The sequence below is a fragment of the Polaribacter marinus genome (genome assembly GCF_022662535.1).
Taxonomy (GTDB): domain Bacteria; phylum Bacteroidota; class Bacteroidia; order Flavobacteriales; family Flavobacteriaceae; genus Polaribacter; species Polaribacter marinus.
Genome location: NZ_JAKQYM010000005.1, coordinates 184,925 through 200,444, shown reverse-complemented (window position 1 = coordinate 200,444; position 15,520 = coordinate 184,925). Strand labels below are relative to the sequence as shown.

16 protein-coding genes are annotated in these 15,520 nt (G+C 29.9%); 10 read left to right on the top strand and 6 right to left on the bottom strand.

The window, feature by feature from the left end:
* Positions 1–7: 7 nt before the first annotated feature.
* A complete protein-coding gene (locus MC378_RS08905; RefSeq protein WP_242178410.1) occupies positions 8–442 on the bottom strand; it encodes a single-stranded DNA-binding protein in 435 nt (144 codons plus the stop codon).
* Between the two features lie 43 nt (positions 443–485).
* Entirely contained in the window at positions 486–1,532 is a 1,047-nt protein-coding gene (gene mutY / locus MC378_RS08900) for an A/G-specific adenine glycosylase (RefSeq protein WP_242178409.1), read from the bottom strand.
* 141 nt (positions 1,533–1,673) lie between these two features.
* Here mutY and MC378_RS08895 point away from each other — a divergent pair, with 141 nt between their 5' ends.
* Together MC378_RS08895 and MC378_RS08890 are read left to right on the top strand one after the other, a co-directional pair.
* The gene (locus tag MC378_RS08895) at positions 1,674–1,964 is read left to right on the top strand and encodes an HU family DNA-binding protein (RefSeq protein ID WP_088353785.1); all 291 of its coding nucleotides are present in this window, start codon (positions 1,674–1,676) and stop codon (positions 1,962–1,964) included.
* A gap of 285 nt (positions 1,965–2,249) precedes the next feature.
* A complete protein-coding gene (locus tag MC378_RS08890; RefSeq protein ID WP_242178408.1) occupies positions 2,250–3,779 on the top strand; it encodes an Rne/Rng family ribonuclease in 1,530 nt (509 codons plus the stop codon).
* A 90-nt stretch (positions 3,780–3,869) separates the two neighbouring features.
* Here the strand turns inward: MC378_RS08890 and MC378_RS08885 are convergent, their stop codons facing one another.
* Positions 3,870–4,925: an endonuclease/exonuclease/phosphatase family protein gene (locus tag MC378_RS08885; protein WP_242178407.1), complete on the bottom strand. Its 1,056-nt coding sequence runs from the start codon at positions 4,923–4,925 to the stop codon at positions 3,870–3,872.
* A 145-nt stretch (positions 4,926–5,070) separates the two neighbouring features.
* Here MC378_RS08885 and MC378_RS08880 point away from each other — a divergent pair, with 145 nt between their 5' ends.
* The 8 genes from MC378_RS08880 (at position 5,071) to MC378_RS08845 (ending at position 13,152) form a co-directional block, all read left to right on the top strand.
* Positions 5,071–7,878 carry a carboxypeptidase-like regulatory domain-containing protein gene (locus tag MC378_RS08880; protein ID WP_242178406.1) on the top strand — a complete coding sequence of 936 codons (2,808 nt, stop codon included), beginning with the start codon at positions 5,071–5,073 and terminating at the stop codon, positions 7,876–7,878.
* 32 nt (positions 7,879–7,910) lie between these two features.
* Positions 7,911–9,353, top strand: a complete 1,443-nt coding sequence (locus MC378_RS08875) for a DUF5689 domain-containing protein (RefSeq protein ID WP_242178405.1) — start codon at positions 7,911–7,913, stop codon at positions 9,351–9,353.
* Positions 9,354–9,469: 116 nt separating this feature from the next.
* On the top strand, positions 9,470–9,871 hold the full coding sequence (gene mce, locus MC378_RS08870; protein WP_242178404.1) for a methylmalonyl-CoA epimerase: 402 nt from the start codon (positions 9,470–9,472) through the stop codon (positions 9,869–9,871).
* Between the two features lie 74 nt (positions 9,872–9,945).
* A complete protein-coding gene (locus MC378_RS08865; protein ID WP_242178403.1) occupies positions 9,946–10,824 on the top strand; it encodes a cell division protein FtsX in 879 nt (292 codons plus the stop codon).
* A 4-nt stretch (positions 10,825–10,828) separates the two neighbouring features.
* Entirely contained in the window at positions 10,829–11,071 is a 243-nt protein-coding gene (locus tag MC378_RS08860) for a DUF3098 domain-containing protein (protein ID WP_242178402.1), read from the top strand.
* A gap of 1 nt (position 11,072) precedes the next feature.
* Entirely contained in the window at positions 11,073–11,882 is an 810-nt protein-coding gene (locus MC378_RS08855) for an undecaprenyl-diphosphate phosphatase (protein ID WP_242178401.1), read from the top strand.
* 8 nt (positions 11,883–11,890) lie between these two features.
* The gene (truB, locus tag MC378_RS08850; protein ID WP_242178400.1) at positions 11,891–12,583 is read left to right on the top strand and encodes a tRNA pseudouridine(55) synthase TruB; all 693 of its coding nucleotides are present in this window, start codon (positions 11,891–11,893) and stop codon (positions 12,581–12,583) included.
* Positions 12,584–12,618: 35 nt separating this feature from the next.
* Complete coding sequence (locus MC378_RS08845; protein WP_242178399.1) at positions 12,619–13,152, top strand: hypothetical protein; 534 nt, start codon at positions 12,619–12,621, stop codon at positions 13,150–13,152.
* Between the two features lie 30 nt (positions 13,153–13,182).
* Here MC378_RS08845 and MC378_RS08840 read toward each other — a convergent pair whose 3' ends face one another.
* From MC378_RS08840 to MC378_RS08830, 3 genes are all read right to left on the bottom strand, one after another.
* Positions 13,183–13,665: an ABC transporter ATPase gene (locus MC378_RS08840; RefSeq protein WP_242178398.1), complete on the bottom strand. Its 483-nt coding sequence runs from the start codon at positions 13,663–13,665 to the stop codon at positions 13,183–13,185.
* A gap of 83 nt (positions 13,666–13,748) precedes the next feature.
* Complete coding sequence (locus MC378_RS08835) at positions 13,749–14,360, bottom strand: thioredoxin family protein (protein WP_242178397.1); 612 nt, start codon at positions 14,358–14,360, stop codon at positions 13,749–13,751.
* Positions 14,361–14,408: 48 nt separating this feature from the next.
* A complete protein-coding gene (locus MC378_RS08830; protein WP_242178396.1) occupies positions 14,409–15,368 on the bottom strand; it encodes an NAD-dependent epimerase/dehydratase family protein in 960 nt (319 codons plus the stop codon).
* Positions 15,369–15,520: the final 152 nt, after the last annotated feature.

Sequence of the window (15,520 nt, the reverse complement as noted above, 5' to 3'; positions counted from 1 at the left end):
AAGTTAATTAAAATGGTAAATCATCATTTTCTTCTGGTGCAATAGATTTTGTTGCTATTGTAGAAGGTGTTTGATTTTCTTGTTGATTATTAGTGTTTTCTGTGTTTTTCTTGTTAGATAACATTGTCATTTCATTTACTTGAATTTCTGTAGAATAACGTTTAACTCCATCTTGTTCCCATTGACGATTTTTTAATTTTCCTTCAACATATATTTTATCGCCTTTGTTTAAATATTTTTCGCAAACTTTTGCCAATCCATTTCTAACAACAATATTATGCCAATCTGTAGAGGTAACCTTCTCTCCGGTAGTTTTGTTGGTGTAAGTTTCACTAGTTGCTATAGGGAAACGACCAACACAATTTTGATCATCAAAATAATGCATTTTAACATCATCTCCCAAATTGCCAATTAAAATTACTTTATTTATTGTTCCTGCCATAACTTTTGTGTTTCTATTTTCTATATCAAAAGTACTAAAAATATCAATTACTTTTAAAGTTCAATTTTTCTAAAAAATTTGCAATCAAAACCGGAACAGGAAATGTGTTTATTGTATTCCAATTTACAGTTGCTTCTGCAAAACTTTTGATTTCTACAATCCAGAAATGAGTATGTAAGTGTTGATGTGATAATTTGTGTATAATTTCTTTCTCGTTAAAGAGAGAAATACTTGTTTTGTTTGGAAATGAATTGATAAATTCTTCTGATGAAATTAATTCATCCTTGTTGATGTTTCTATCAGTTTCAATTAATGGAAATTGATATAAACCTTGCCAAATTCCTTTTCCTTTTCTTTCTGATAAAATAGTTTTATCATCATCGGTTTTAACAACCAAAAAATTGAAGTAACGTTTTCTAACTTTTATCTTTTTTTCCTTTACAGGAAGTTCTTTGATTAATTTTTTTTCTAAAGCTACACAACTATCCGATAAAGGACATGTTTCACATAGCGGGTTTTGAGGTTTACAATGTAGTGCGCCAAAATCCATAATAGCTTGATTAAAAGTACCAGGTTGTGTATTGTCTATTAAGGATTGTGCAAGTGCTTTAAACTCTTTGATTCCTTGAGATGAGTTGATAGGTGTTTTAATTCCGAAATAGCGAGAAAGCACCCTATAAACGTTTCCATCTACAACAGCCGTAGGTTCATTAAAGCATATTGAAGCAATTGCAGAAGCTGTATAATCTCCAATTCCTTTTAATTTAATGATTTCTTTATATGTTGATGGAAACTCGCCCTTAAATTCGTTTACAATTTGTTTTGAAGAGAAGTGAAGGTTTCTTGCACGAGAATAATAACCCAAACCTTGCCACATTTTTAAAACGGTACTTTCGTCTGCTTTTGCTAGGTCGAAAACCGTTGGAAAAGTGCTCGTGAATTTCAAATAATATGATAAACCTTGAGCAACTCTTGTTTGTTGTAGCATAATTTCACTCAACCAAATAAAATATGGATTCTTAGTTTTACGCCAAGGTAGGGTTCGGTTGTTTTGTAAATACCAGTATATTAATGTGTTAGAAAATTTCATCGCTAAAAAATAGAAATGCAATATTACATTTTAAAATTCACATAAATTTAAGTCTTTATCTTTTTGGAATTGATTAATTATCATATATTTGCATCCGCATTTTTGAAATTAATTTAATAAAAATATAGTAAAAATAGAGACATGACGAAAGCAGATATCGTATCAAAAATTTCAGATAAATCAGGAATCGAAAAAACAGATGTTTTGGCAACTGTTGAGGCATTCATGACTGAAGTGAAGGGTGCATTAGAAAATGGGGATAACGTATATTTAAGAGGTTTTGGTAGTTTTATTATCAAAACTAGAGCAGAAAAAACAGGTAGAAATATTTCTAAAAATACGACTATTAAAATTCCTGCTCACAATATTCCGGCTTTTAAGCCAGCAAAAACTTTTACAGAAGGAGTAAAAAGTAAAGTAGCTGTTAAGTAACAAAATAATAATCGAAACCTTAAATGGTTTTAAAAACATCAGAACATTATGCCAAGCGGTAAAAAAAGAAAGAGAGCAAAGATCTCTACACACAAAAGAAAGAAAAGAGCTAGAGCAAATAGACACAAGAAAAAGTAAGCATTCGCTTACTTTTTCGTTTATTGTTTAGCGAAAAGCACAAAAGTTCATTGACATTGAGGTTAAACTAACCTCGCACGGTATTTATATACCTGACAATATTAATCCATCTACACAATTATGTGTAGTGTTAAAACCAAATTCAGTATGAAAACAGAATTAATAATTCGTTCAAATTCAGCTGATATTGATTTTGCCTTATTAAGAGATGGGAAACTTATTGAATTGAATAATGAAACCACTGATAACAAATTTTCTGTTGGCGATATTTTTTTAGCCAAAATAGGAAAGGTGTTAACTGGTTTAAATGCAGCCTTTGTAAATGTAGGTTACCCAAAAGATGGGTTTTTACATTATCATGATTTAGGTGCGCAAGTAAATTCATTAAATTCATTCATTAAGAAAGTAAGCACAGGTAAGTATAAAGAATTCACTTTAAAGAACTTCCAATTTGAGGAAGACATTAACAAAGACGGTAGTATTAACAAAGTACTAAAAACAGGACAAAACCTATTAGTACAAATAGTAAAAGAACCAATTTCTACAAAAGGCCCAAGATTAAGCTCAGAGCTTTCTATAGCAGGTAGATTTTTGGTTTTAGTTCCTTTTTCTAATAGAGTTTCGGTTTCTCAAAAGATAGAAGACCCAAAAGAAAAAGAACGTTTAAAAAGATTAGCAAAAAGCATTAAGCCAAAAGGGTTTGGTGTTATTTTAAGAACTGTTGCCGAAGGCAAAAAAGTAGCAGAATTAGATAAAGATTTACAAAACTCATTAGAACGTTGGAAAACAATGTGTAAGCGTATTGCAAACACAAACACACCAACAAAAATTTTGAGCGAGCTAAACAGAGCATCTTCTATTTTAAGAGATGTAATGAATGAGTCTTTTACTAGTATTGTTACAAATGATGAAACTCTTCAAGTTGAAATTAAAGAGTATTTACAAGAAATTTACCCTGAAAAGGAGAAAATTGTAAAATTACACAAATCTGAAACTCCTATTTTTGAAAAATACGGAATTGAAAGACAGATTAAAACATCGTTTGGAAAAACAGTTTCTATGAGTAAAGGTGCCTATTTAGTAATAGAGCACACAGAAGCATTACACGTTATTGATGTTAATAGCGGAAACCGTTCTAATAAAGCTGGCTCACAAGAAGATACTGCATTAGAAGTAAATCTAATTTCAGCTACAGAAATAGCTCGCCAATTACAATTGCGTGATATGGGAGGAATTATAGTTGTAGATTTTATTGATATGCACAAGGCTGAAAATAGAAATAAGCTGTATCAACACTTGAAAGAGCAAATGGCTTTTGATAGAACAAAGCACAAAATATTACCTCCAAGTAAATTTGGATTGGTACAAATTACTAGACAAAGGGTAAGACCAGAGTTAAGTATAAAAACTACCGAAGCCAACCCAAATATTAATGGACAAGTAGAAGCTCCAATAGTTTTGTTGGATAAAATTGAAGCAGATTTAGAGAAATTTATCTCTAATCCAAAAAATAAAAAGATACAATTAAACTTGCATCCTTTTATTGCTTCATATTTAACAAAAGGATTGATTTCTATACGTTTTAAATGGTATTTAAAACACAAAAAGTGGATTACTATTACACCTAGAGATGCTTACACATACTTACATTATAAATTTAAATCGACAAGAGATTAATTTTATACTTGTAAAAGGCAATAATTTATTATCAAAAAAACCCCGCAATTTATAAGTTGCGGGGTTTTTTGTTTTGTGAAAAATATTGTTTTATTTCTTTTCTTTAATTAAATATATGTAAACTGGGTAATGATCTGAATAGCCACCTGTATAAGATCCATTAGCAAAACTTCTAAAAGGATAACCTTTATACTGTCCTTTTCTACCTGTTAAAAAGCGTTTGTTAAAAATCATTGCTTTAAACATTTTATAGTTAGAGAAATCTTTTTCACCTTTATCTAATAGTGGACGTGAAATTAAAATTTGATCAAATAAATTAATGTTATCTCTGTATCCTAAAGTGTTAAACCCTCTTCTAAACATTTCTTCATAAGGGTTGTAAATATCATTTTCGCCAACATTTTTCTTTTTACTTTTAGTTTTTAAAACTTTTTTAAAACTAGAGTTTATAGGATCATCATTAAAATCTCCCATAGTTAAGATTTTTGCATTGGGTTCTTTCTCTCTAATTTGAGCAATAATTTTAGTGTTTTGGTACGCAGCCTTTTCACGCAAAGGTCTACTCTTGGCTTCACCACCACTTCTAGAAGGCCAGTGATTTACAATAACATGAATTAATTCATCATCTAAATAACCAGAAACTAATAATTGATCTCTTGTATAAACAGGGAAATTATCTCTAAATATTTTAGGATTAAAAGCTTCATGATGTACAGGTTTAAAATATCTTTTTTGATAAAGTAAGGCTACATCAATCCCTCTTTTGTCAGGAGAGTCATAATGAATAATCCCATATCCTTTTTTAATAAGGTGTTTCGATTTTACTAAATCTTCTAAAACACTTAAGTTTTCTACTTCAGAAACTCCAATAATTGCTGGAGAAGTATTTGCTTTGTCAGAACCTATTTGAGCAATTGTACTACCTAGTTTGTCAATTTTATCCCAATATACTTTAGATCTATTTCCTTTTAATTCCATCATAGGACTGGCTTCATCGTTTTTAGTAACATCATTTATGGTGTCAAATAAGTTTTCTAAATTGTAGAATGCAATAGTTCTAATGTTGTACTTTTTTGCTTTTTTCTGTGAAAAGGTAGCTGTACCTAGAAGCAAAAAAAATGTTAAAAGAGGTAAAAGTTTTCTCATTTTATTCGTTTTTTATATGCAAACATATAAAACAAAATTCAAGCTAAAAATTATATAATGTTATTTTAACATTGTGGTATGTTAAAAATTGTTAATTTTGTGAGCATTTTTGCAAGAAATTATATTAAAAAATAAATAATCATTTATGAGAAAAATTGTTTTATCAATATTTGTGTTGCTATTCTTGGTTTCAGGATTACAGGCACAGAGTATTGTAAAAGGAATTGTTTCAGACAGCGATTCAGAGAATCCTTTACAAAATGTTATAGTAAGCGTTGTAAGCACTTCAAAAAGTCAGTTAACTGGCGCAGATGGTGTTTTCATCTTAAAAAATCTTACTAATGGCAGTTACATTGTAGAAATTAAACTGACGGGTTATGAAACACAAAATTTTCCGGTAGAGCTTACGGGGAAAACGGTAGATTTAGGAAATATCTTACTTTATAAAGATATTACTGAAGACCAAGATTTAAGTATTGTTACTATTACTGATGATGAATTAAATGATGACGCAAGTGCTGCAGATAATATATCTGGTTTATTACAAGCGTCTAAAGATGTTTACTTAAGAACAGCAGCTTTTGAATTTAGTTCTTCTTTTTTTAGAATAAGAGGTTTAGATTCTGAAAATGGAAAATTACTTATTAATGGTTTAGATATGAACAAACTTTATAGTGGAAGACCACAATGGAGTAATTGGGGGGGGTTAAATGATGTTTTAAGAAATCAAGAATTTACTACAGGTTTAACGGCTTCTTCATATACATTTGGTGGAGTTTTAGGTTCTACAAATATCAATGTAAGAGCTTCGGCACAAAGACCAGGAACTCGTATTTCTTATGCGTCTTCTAATAGAAGTTATGCACATAGAGTAATGGCTACACACTCTTCTGGAATGTCAGAAAAAGGTTGGGCATATACCGTTGCTGCAAGTAGAAGATCTGGAAATGAAGGATATGTAGATGGTACAATGTACAATGCTAATTCTATGTTTCTTTCACTTGAAAAGAAATTTAATGACAAGCACAGTTTAAACTTTACATCTATTACAGCTTTTAATAGAAGAGGGAAATCTGCTCCACAAACTCAAGAAGTTTTTGATTTAAAAGGAATTAAATACAATTCTTATTGGGGGTTACAGGATGGTGAAATTAGAAACTCACGTATAAAAGAAGTATCTGAGCCTATTTTAATGTTAAATCATTATTGGGATTTAGATGAAAAAACATCTATAAATACAAACGTTTCTTATCAATTTGGAAAAACTGGAAACAGTAGAATAGATAATAATGGTACTAAAGTAGATGGAACTGCTATAGATGGAAACGGAAATCCTTATATCGTAAACTTAGGTGCGTCTAATCCAGATCCAACCTATTATCAAAAATTACCAAGTTATGGTATAAGACAAGGGTATTCTAATATCTACGGAATTCACCAAAACTTTGTAAATAATGGTCAATTAGATTGGGACAGTCTTTACAATGCAAATATAAATCCTAATAACGATGGGAATTCATCTTATGTTTTATATGAAGACAGAAATGACGACACACAATTTACTGTTAACAGTATTTTAGATAAAGAAATTTCTGATAATATCACTTTAAATGCTAGAGTACAATACACTAGATTAAAATCTAGAAACTTTGCAGAAGTAATAGATTTATTAGGTGGTTCTGGTTATTTAGACGCCGATTCTTTTGCAGATTCTTTTGATGAAAAACAAAATGATTTATTAAATCCTTTAAACATTGTTGGTGTTGGAGATAAATTTAAATACAATTTTAATTTATTGTCTAATGTAATAGATGGTTTTGCTCAAGGGCAATTTAAATATAATAAAGTAGATTTTTATGTAGCAGCAAATGTTTCTAGAACTACACACCAAAGAGATGGTTTATTTCAAAACGGAGGTTTTGCAAATAACTCTTTAGGAAAATCTGAAGAATTATCTTTTACAAATTACGGAGCAAAAGGAGGGGTAACTTATAAATTATCTGGTCGTCATTTATTTGATGTGAATGCAGGATATTTAACAAAAGCACCTAACTTAAGAAACTCTTTTTCTAATTCTAGAGAAAATAATAGTACTGTAGATAATTTAACAAGCGAAAAAGTGATTTCTGCAGATGCAAGTTATATCTTTAGAAGTCCAATTGTACAAGCAAAATTAACAGGTTATTATACAAAAATTCAAGATGCAACAGAAATATCATTTTTCTTTGCTGATGGTATTGGAGGAGATAACACTGCATTTGTACAAGAAATTTTATCTGGAATTGATAAAAAACACTTTGGAGCAGAATTTGGTATTGAAGCACAAATTACACCTACAATTAAGTTAAAGGGAGCTGCAAACATAGGGCAATATACTTATGATAACAATCCTAACTTATACTTAACAACAGAGAATAATACACGTTCTGAAGATGCTGGTTTTGTAAACGGACGTAAAGATTTTGGTGAAGCCAATTTAAAAAACTACAAATTAGCAGCAGGACCACAAACAGCTTATTCAGTTGGTTTCGAATACAGAGATCCAGATTATTGGTTTGTTGGTGCAACAGCTAACTTTTTTGATAATGTATATGTAGATGTTGCTCCATTAATTAGAACATCTAACTTTGCAGATGATGGAGGGATTCCATTTAACGATTATGATCCAGAAATTGCAAGAGAATTACTACAACAAGAAAAATTTGATAGCTATATGGTTGTGAATATGATTGGTGGTAAATCTTGGAAAATTGGAAATCAGTATATAAGTTTATTTGCTAGTATTGGAAATATTTTTAATACGCAGTATAAATCTGGTGGATTTGAGCAAGGTAGAAATGCTAACTATAGACAACTTAAAGAAGATAAAGAGTTAGATACTCCTGTGTTTGGAAACAAGTACTGGTTTGGTAGAGGAACTACGTATTTCTTAAATATAAACTACAGATTTTAAAAAAATAAAAAAACTCATTAATAAATATAATTATGAAAACAAATAAAATTTATAGCTTTTTATCATTTTTAATGATAGCTTTCACAATTACATCTTGTGTACAAGATGGAGATTTTGACGTGCCAAACGTTACTGTCGAAGAACCTAACATTACACCAAACTCTACAATTTTAGCAATTAAAACAGCTTTACAGCAAGAGTTTAATTCTACAGGAGATTTAGTGTATACTTTCTATGAAAACGCAAGTAACCCTACTTATGTAGAGGGATATGTTGTTTCTAGTGATGCAGCAGGAAACTTTTATAAAAAATTAATTGTACAAGACAAAGCAGAAAACCCAACAGCAGGTATTGAAATAGTTTTAAACAAATCATCTTTAAGCGAAACTTATGAAGTTGGTAGAAAAGTTTATATTAAATTAGATGGATTATCTGTTTCTTATGACGATGGAGAAAGTGCTAGTTATATCAGTCCATCAAATGGAATTCCTGGAAAATATGTTTTAGGAGTTTTAGATGGAGATCAAGTAGATGATATTCCTTCTACATCAATAAAAGATCATATTTGGAGATCTGCAACAGTAGCAAACATTGTACCTACTAGTATCCAATTAGCAGATATTACTGGAGCACATATTAATACTATGATAGAATTATCATCTGCTCAAATGTTAAAATCAGATTTAACGAAAACTTTTGCAGGAGAAGCAACTGATGAGTTTGATGGATTCAGAACTATTTTTGAATGTGATACAGAAAAAACAATACAATTACAAACAAGTACTTTTGCTAGTTTTAAATCAAACTTAGTACCTCAAGGAAAAGGAACTTTTAAAGCGGTTTTATCTAAAGATTTTAGATCAGAATTTTTAGTAGCAATTGCTAATACACCATCAGATTTAGATTTTACAGATTCTAACAGATGTGACCCTCCAGTATTAGACTGTGGTACAGGTGCAGTTGGTGGAAGTGTAGTTTTATTAGATGAAGATTTTGAAGGAATTACTTCAACATCTGGAATTACTTCTGCAGGTTGGACAAATGTTAATGTTAACGGCGGATCTACATTATTTACTTCTACAAGTTTTGGAGGTAATAGATATGTACAAATTTCTGCATATAACAGTGGAGAAGCTCCATTAGAAGCTTGGTTAGTAACACCAGAAATTGATTTAGATGCAACTACTGGAGAAGAATTAACATTTGAAACAAATACTGGGTATGATAATGGTAAAGCATTAACAGCTTATGTGTCTTCAGATTTTACAGGAGATGTAACTACAGCAACTTGGTTAAAGATTGATGCTGTCTTATCAGAAGGGCCTTCATCTGGGTACAATAGTTTTATAGGTTCAGGTTCTATTAATATGTCTTGTTTATCAGGAAAAGTACATGTAGCTTTTAAATACGAAGGTGCAGATTTTGGAGTAACAACCACTTTCCAAGTAGATAACGTAAAAGTAACAGGAAACTAATTTAGTTTGCTTTTTATATACAAAAAACCAGTAAAGTTTTCTTTACTGGTTTTTTTATGACTTTTTTGTAAATTTAATTTGAATCGCATTTGCAACCAATTTCTTATTTTTACAATATGAAAAAAATAGAACACATTGGTATTGCTGTTAAAGATTTAAAAAAATCAAATGCTGTATTTGCATCACTTTTTGGAGAAGCTCATTACAAAGAAGAAGAAGTAGCGTCTGAAGGAGTAAAAACTTCGTTTTTTAAATCAGGGCCCAATAAGATAGAGTTGTTAGAAGCAACCAATTCTGAAAGTCCTATTGCAAAATTCATTGATAAAAAAGGTGAAGGAATTCATCATATTGCTTTTGCCGTTTCAGATATTACATCAGAAATAAAACGTTTGCAAAAAGAGGGGTTTACTGTTTTAAATGAAACGCCAAAGAAAGGTGCAGATAATAAACTAGTAGTTTTTTTACACCCAAAATCTACAAACGGTGTACTTATTGAATTATGTCAAGAAATAGAATAGTTAAAATACTCATAACAGATACTTACAACTGCTTACTAATTATTATCTTGCAACGTTTTATAAAAATAGTATAAATGTCCTCAAAATTCGATTCTTATCAAAAAAGACGCTTACAATCTTCTTACTTCTCGGTAGTAATTAGTATTGCCTTGGTGCTTTTTATGATCGGAGTTTTAGGTTTGGTAGTCTTAAAATCTACATTTGTAGCAAATCGTGTAAAAGAAAAAGTAGCAATTACATTATTTTTAAAAGACGATGTTAGTAGAAAACAAATAAATAGTTTTAAAGCCTCTTTAGAAAAAGAAGAGTTTACAAAAAAAATTATTTATACAAGTAAAACTCAAGCAGCAAAAAAGTATAGTAAAGAAATAGGAGAAGATTTTTTAGACTTTTTAGGAGAAAATCCACTTAAAAATGGAATTGATATTTATTTAAAAGCAGATTTTGTTACTCCAGAAAAAGTACAAGAACTAGAAACGCGTTTTATGAAAAATGCTTTTGTAGCAGATATTTCTTATGATAAACCCTTAATTAATTTATTAACTAAAAATATTAAAAGAATAAGTTTTTGGCTATTAGTTTTAAGTAGCTTTTTTGGTTTAATCGCAATTATACTAATCAATAGCTCTATTCGATTATCCATTTATTCTAAAAGATTTAATATTAAAACCATGCAAATGGTAGGCGCAACTAAGAGTTTTATTAGAAAACCTTTTATTTGGAGAAGCATAAAATTAGGAATGTTTGGTGCTTTTTTAGCATTATTAGGATTGGCAGTAGTAGTTTATTCTTTAGATAAATATGCACCAAGTTTAAGGTTGTTACAAGACTATCTTTCTATGGCTTATTTAGTTGGAGGCGTTTTAATATCAGCATTTATAATTACTTGGCTAAGTACTTTTTTTGCAACACAGCGTTTTTTAAATTTACGAACAGACGAACTTTATTATTAAGATTATGGCAAACGAAAACACAGAAAAACCAGAATTTTTATTTGGTAAAAAAAACTATATTATTATGCTTGTAGGAATTGTCTTTATAGCACTTGGCTTTATTTTTATGGCAGGTGGAGGTAGTGATGATCCTGCGGTTTTTAATGATGAAATTTATAATTGGCAACGAATTCGTTTAGCTCCTACCTTAGTAATTATTGGTTTAGGAATTGAAATCTACGCTATTTTAGTAAATCCTAAAAAGTAATATGAATTTAATAGAAACTATTATATTAGCTGTAATAGAGGGAATTACAGAATATTTACCTGTATCATCAACGGGTCATATGATTATTGCATCGTCTTTTATGAAAATAGCTACAGACGACTTTACCAAACTTTTTACCATTGTAATTCAATTAGGGGCAATTTTATCTGTTGTAGTCTTGTATTGGAAACGATTTTTTCAAAGTATTGATTTTTATTTTAAACTATTAGTTGCATTTATTCCTGCTGTAGTTCTAGGTTTATTATTAAACGATATTATAGATAGTTTGTTAGAAAGTCCAGTTACGGTTGCCATCTCGTTAATAATTGGTGGTTTTATCCTTCTAAAAGTAGATGATTGGTTTAAAGCAAACGAAGTGTACGATGAAAATAACCCAACAGCACATACAGAAATAAGTTATATGACGGCTTTAAAAATTGGATTTTTTCAATGTTTAGCAATGATTCCGGGTACTTCTAGAAGTGGCGCAAGTATTGTTGGAGGAATGACACAAAAAATCAATAGAAAAACGGCAGCAGAGTTTTCATTTTTCTTAGCAGTACCAACAATGTTAGGGGCAACTGCCTACAAAATTTATAAGTACTACAAAGCAGGCTTCGAGCTTTCTTCAAGCCAGGTAAATTATCTAATAATTGGTAATATTATTGCTTTTGTAGTTGCATTAATTGCTATAAAATCTTTTATAGATTATTTAAGTAAAAAAGGATTTAAAATCTTTGGTTATTATAGAATTGTCTTAGGAATTTCTCTTCTAATTATTCACTTTTTCATTTATAAATTAACTATTTAATTTTATTAATGACAGAAGAAAACTTTAAAAATGGTCAAGTTTTATTGATTGATAAACCTTTGAATTGGACTTCTTTTCAGGTTGTAAATAAATTGCGTTGGCATATCAAACAACGTTTCGGTATTAAGAAGATTAAAGTGGGGCATGCAGGAACTTTAGATCCGTTAGCTACAGGTTTGTTAATTATTTGTACAGGGAAACAAACAAAAGAAATCAATATCTATCAAGGGCAAGTAAAAGAATATACAGGTACGTTTACAATTGGAGCAACAACACCAAGTTATGACCTGGAAACTGAAATAGATAAAACATTTTCAACAGAACATATTACCGAACAGTTGTTGCAAGAAACTACAAAACAGTTTGTTGGCGATATTCAACAAAAACCACCTATTTTTTCAGCAATTAAAAAAGATGGAAAACGCTTGTATGAATTGGCTAGAAAAGGTGAAACTACAGAAATTAAATCTAGAACAGTTTCTATTTCGGAATTCGAAATTACTAAAGTTGATTTACCTAAAGTTGATTTTAGAGTGATTTGTAGTAAAGGAACTTACATTCGTTCTTTAGCTTTTGATTTTGGTGAAGCTTTAAATTCGGGAGCACATTTATCAGTATTAAGACGTACCAAAATTGGGGATTTTTCTGTTGAAAAAGCAAGTTTGATAGAAGAATTTATAGAAAACTTAGAAGTGGAATAGTTTTTGTTTTAAAGGAGGGAGTCTAAATTTATTTTATGAAAAAATTACTTCTTTTAGTATTGATCGCTTTTAGTTCGTTAAAGGTTACTTCTCAAGAAAAAGATATAAAATCGTTTTTTACATCCTCACTAAATTTTACATTAGCCAGAAATGAATTTGATGAGGCTTTTGGAGATGATGAACCTTTCTTTTCTCCAGCAGCATTGTTTTTAAGAACGGGCTTTGGCTACGAATTTCAAAAAAGAATAGCTATAAGTTTTAATGTTGGGTTCGATTATCATTGGAACTATGCAGTAAGTGCTTTTCCAACATATGGTACGGTCAAATACAATATAACTGAAGATGCTTTAGATACTTTTTTTGTTGAAATGAGTTACGGGAAAATGTGGAGACCATCATCTAAATATGCCGATGGAAACTATTATGGATTTGGTATTGGAACTCAAATTGCTGGTGAAAAAAGATGGAATACTATTATAAGGATTGATTTCCATAGAAAAGGAATTCATGGTTTTAAAAACAATCGATTAGATAGTTTTTCATTTGGCGTTGGTTTTTCTTTTTTTTAACCTAGATAGAGTAGATTAAAAACCTAAATTTTATAAAAATCTACTATACCAAGAATCCTCAATTGCAACTTCCCAGAAATTATCAAAATCGTGTTTTGTTGTAATTAAATTATCAAAAATGATTGTTTTTGCAGTTACAGCTTTGTTTTTAAGTAGTTTTTTAAAATCTTTTAACTCTTTGTACTGTACAAACTCACCTTGTTTAAAACATACATTCATTTTATCTAATAACTCAACATTATATTCTTGTTGAAGGTTTAAAATAAATGAAACAGAAGTATCTATATCTGTGTTTTTAAGTGGAGTTGTAATGTCATCTGCATACAGAATTATAAATCTATTATATAAAAATTGAAAAGACGCTTTAAATGCTTCATCATTAGATTTCCAGTTTTCTACAAAAGTTTTTACCTTTTGTTCTACTTCACCTACTTCATTTGGATAAAATTTTCTGCTAGAAGGGTAAATCCATACTTTGGCGTCATCAGGAATTAAGCTATAATCTACAAACATTTTTATATTTTGATTGTGCAAAGATAGTTAAAAGAAAAACCGCAAATTAGAATTCAGTTTGCGGTTTTTAAACGTTTTTGTTTTTAGGCTTCTTTAAGTGTTTTCTTTTTTAGAAGTTTTATAAAATCATCTTGTACACTTTGTCCTTTGTCTTTATTATACCAAACTTGTAAATCTTCTTTAAATTGTGGATCTAAGCTACCGTGTTCTGCTTTGTAATCGGCTACCATTTTTGTGGCAACCGTTGGTCTTGGGCCCCAAGAATTGATAACATTATTATTGTTATCTAGAGCAATTAATTTTGGAATTGCTCTTCCTCCGTTTGTTAAAAAAGAATCCATTAAATCTAGATTTTCATCTCTCAAAACTATTTTTAATTCAATATTTTCATTTAGTGCAGCCATTTTATGAATTACAGGCAAGTTTTGTGCAGCATCTCCACACCAACCTTCTGTAAGTACTAACCATATTTGTGGCTCTTTTATAGATTGAATCTCTTTTGAGGTTTCTTCAGAAATTTTTATAGTTTTATCCAATCGTTTCATTCTACGGTCGTTTAACAAACTATAATTTGTTAATACTTCAGATTGATTGGGTCCTGTAGCTTTACCTTCTGCAAGTAAATTTTTAATCAAATCTTTGTAAGCTTGATACGAAAGTGTGTTTTCTAAACTTTTTTCAATAATGTTTTTCATAATAATTGTTGCTAAACTTTAATTTTTAGACGAATAATAAAATGAAACTTACACGGTCTCTTCTTGTGGTTTGTTCAGACTTTTTAAAATGTCTTTTGTCATAGACTCTAAATTAAATTGATGTTGCCAGTTCCAGTCTTTTCTAGCTTCTGAGTCATCAATAGATTGTGGCCAACTATCGGCTATTTTTTGTCTAAAATCTGATTTGTAAGAAATTGTAAAATCTGGAATGTGTTTTTGTATTTCTAAAGCAATCTCTTTTGGTGTAAAATCTATAGCAGCTAAATTATAAGATGTTCTAATTTTAACGTCTTCTGGTTTAGCTTGCATTAAACGAATAGTTGCTTCAACAGCATCATTCATATACATCATTGGTAAACGTGTGTTTTCAGATAAAAAGCATTCGTAATTTTTATCTTTAACAGCTTTAAAATAAATATCAACAGCGTAATCCGTTGTACCTCCTCCTGGTTTTGTTTTCCAAGAGATAATACCAGGATAACGTAAACTTCTTACATCTACACCAAATTTTTCGTGGTAGTAATTACACCAAAACTCGCCAGAAATTTTACTAATTCCGTAAACCGTAGTAGGTTCCATAATCGTTTTTTGCGGTGTATTGTTCTTGGGAGTTGTAGGTCCAAATACAGCAATAGAACTAGGCCAGTAAACTTGTTTAATATGTTTTTCTTTTGCTAAGTCTAAAACACTTAATAAAGAGGTCATGTTTAAGTCCCATGCTTTTTGTGGAAATTTTTCTGCTGTAGCAGATAACATTGCCGCTAATAAATAAACTTGGGTAACATTATATTTTTTAACAATTTTTAAAATAGTTTCCTTGTCTGTTGCATCTATAATTTCAAAAGGCCCCGAAGACATCATTTCTTCATTTCCTTCTCTAATATCAGAAGCAATTACATTATTGTTTTTATATATAAGGCGTAATTTTTGAGTAAGCTCTGTACCTATTTGCCCACTTGCACCTAAGACTAAAATAGTAGTATTCATTTATAAAAATAAGTTTTTAATAAAAACAAAGTTACTTAATTTAAGTATTCGTAAATTAAATTGATTAAAATAATTATTCAATAAAAAAACATGGAGATAAATCGGTTTTTTTTGTGAAATCAAATTACAGATGAATATAAAATGCTTATTTT

Excerpts from the sequence above, each read along its gene's own strand:
- MC378_RS08905 (WP_242178410.1), bottom strand. The coding sequence starts at position 442 with ATGGCAGGAACAATAAATAAAGTAATTTTAATTGGCAATTTGGGAGAT.
- mutY (WP_242178409.1), bottom strand. The coding sequence starts at position 1,532 with ATGAAATTTTCTAACACATTAATATACTGGTATTTACAAAACAACCGA.
- MC378_RS08895 (WP_088353785.1), top strand. The coding sequence starts at position 1,674 with ATGACGAAAGCAGATATCGTATCAAAAATTTCAGATAAATCAGGAATC.
- MC378_RS08890 (WP_242178408.1), top strand. The coding sequence starts at position 2,250 with ATGAAAACAGAATTAATAATTCGTTCAAATTCAGCTGATATTGATTTT.
- MC378_RS08885 (WP_242178407.1), bottom strand. The coding sequence starts at position 4,925 with ATGAGAAAACTTTTACCTCTTTTAACATTTTTTTTGCTTCTAGGTACA.
- MC378_RS08880 (WP_242178406.1), top strand. The coding sequence starts at position 5,071 with ATGAGAAAAATTGTTTTATCAATATTTGTGTTGCTATTCTTGGTTTCA.
- MC378_RS08875 (WP_242178405.1), top strand. The coding sequence starts at position 7,911 with ATGAAAACAAATAAAATTTATAGCTTTTTATCATTTTTAATGATAGCT.
- mce (WP_242178404.1), top strand. The coding sequence starts at position 9,470 with ATGAAAAAAATAGAACACATTGGTATTGCTGTTAAAGATTTAAAAAAA.
- MC378_RS08865 (WP_242178403.1), top strand. The coding sequence starts at position 9,946 with ATGTCCTCAAAATTCGATTCTTATCAAAAAAGACGCTTACAATCTTCT.
- MC378_RS08860 (WP_242178402.1), top strand. The coding sequence starts at position 10,829 with ATGGCAAACGAAAACACAGAAAAACCAGAATTTTTATTTGGTAAAAAA.
- MC378_RS08855 (WP_242178401.1), top strand. The coding sequence starts at position 11,073 with ATGAATTTAATAGAAACTATTATATTAGCTGTAATAGAGGGAATTACA.
- truB (WP_242178400.1), top strand. The coding sequence starts at position 11,891 with ATGACAGAAGAAAACTTTAAAAATGGTCAAGTTTTATTGATTGATAAA.
- MC378_RS08845 (WP_242178399.1), top strand. The coding sequence starts at position 12,619 with ATGAAAAAATTACTTCTTTTAGTATTGATCGCTTTTAGTTCGTTAAAG.
- MC378_RS08840 (WP_242178398.1), bottom strand. The coding sequence starts at position 13,665 with ATGTTTGTAGATTATAGCTTAATTCCTGATGACGCCAAAGTATGGATT.
- MC378_RS08835 (WP_242178397.1), bottom strand. The coding sequence starts at position 14,360 with ATGAAAAACATTATTGAAAAAAGTTTAGAAAACACACTTTCGTATCAA.
- MC378_RS08830 (WP_242178396.1), bottom strand. The coding sequence starts at position 15,368 with ATGAATACTACTATTTTAGTCTTAGGTGCAAGTGGGCAAATAGGTACA.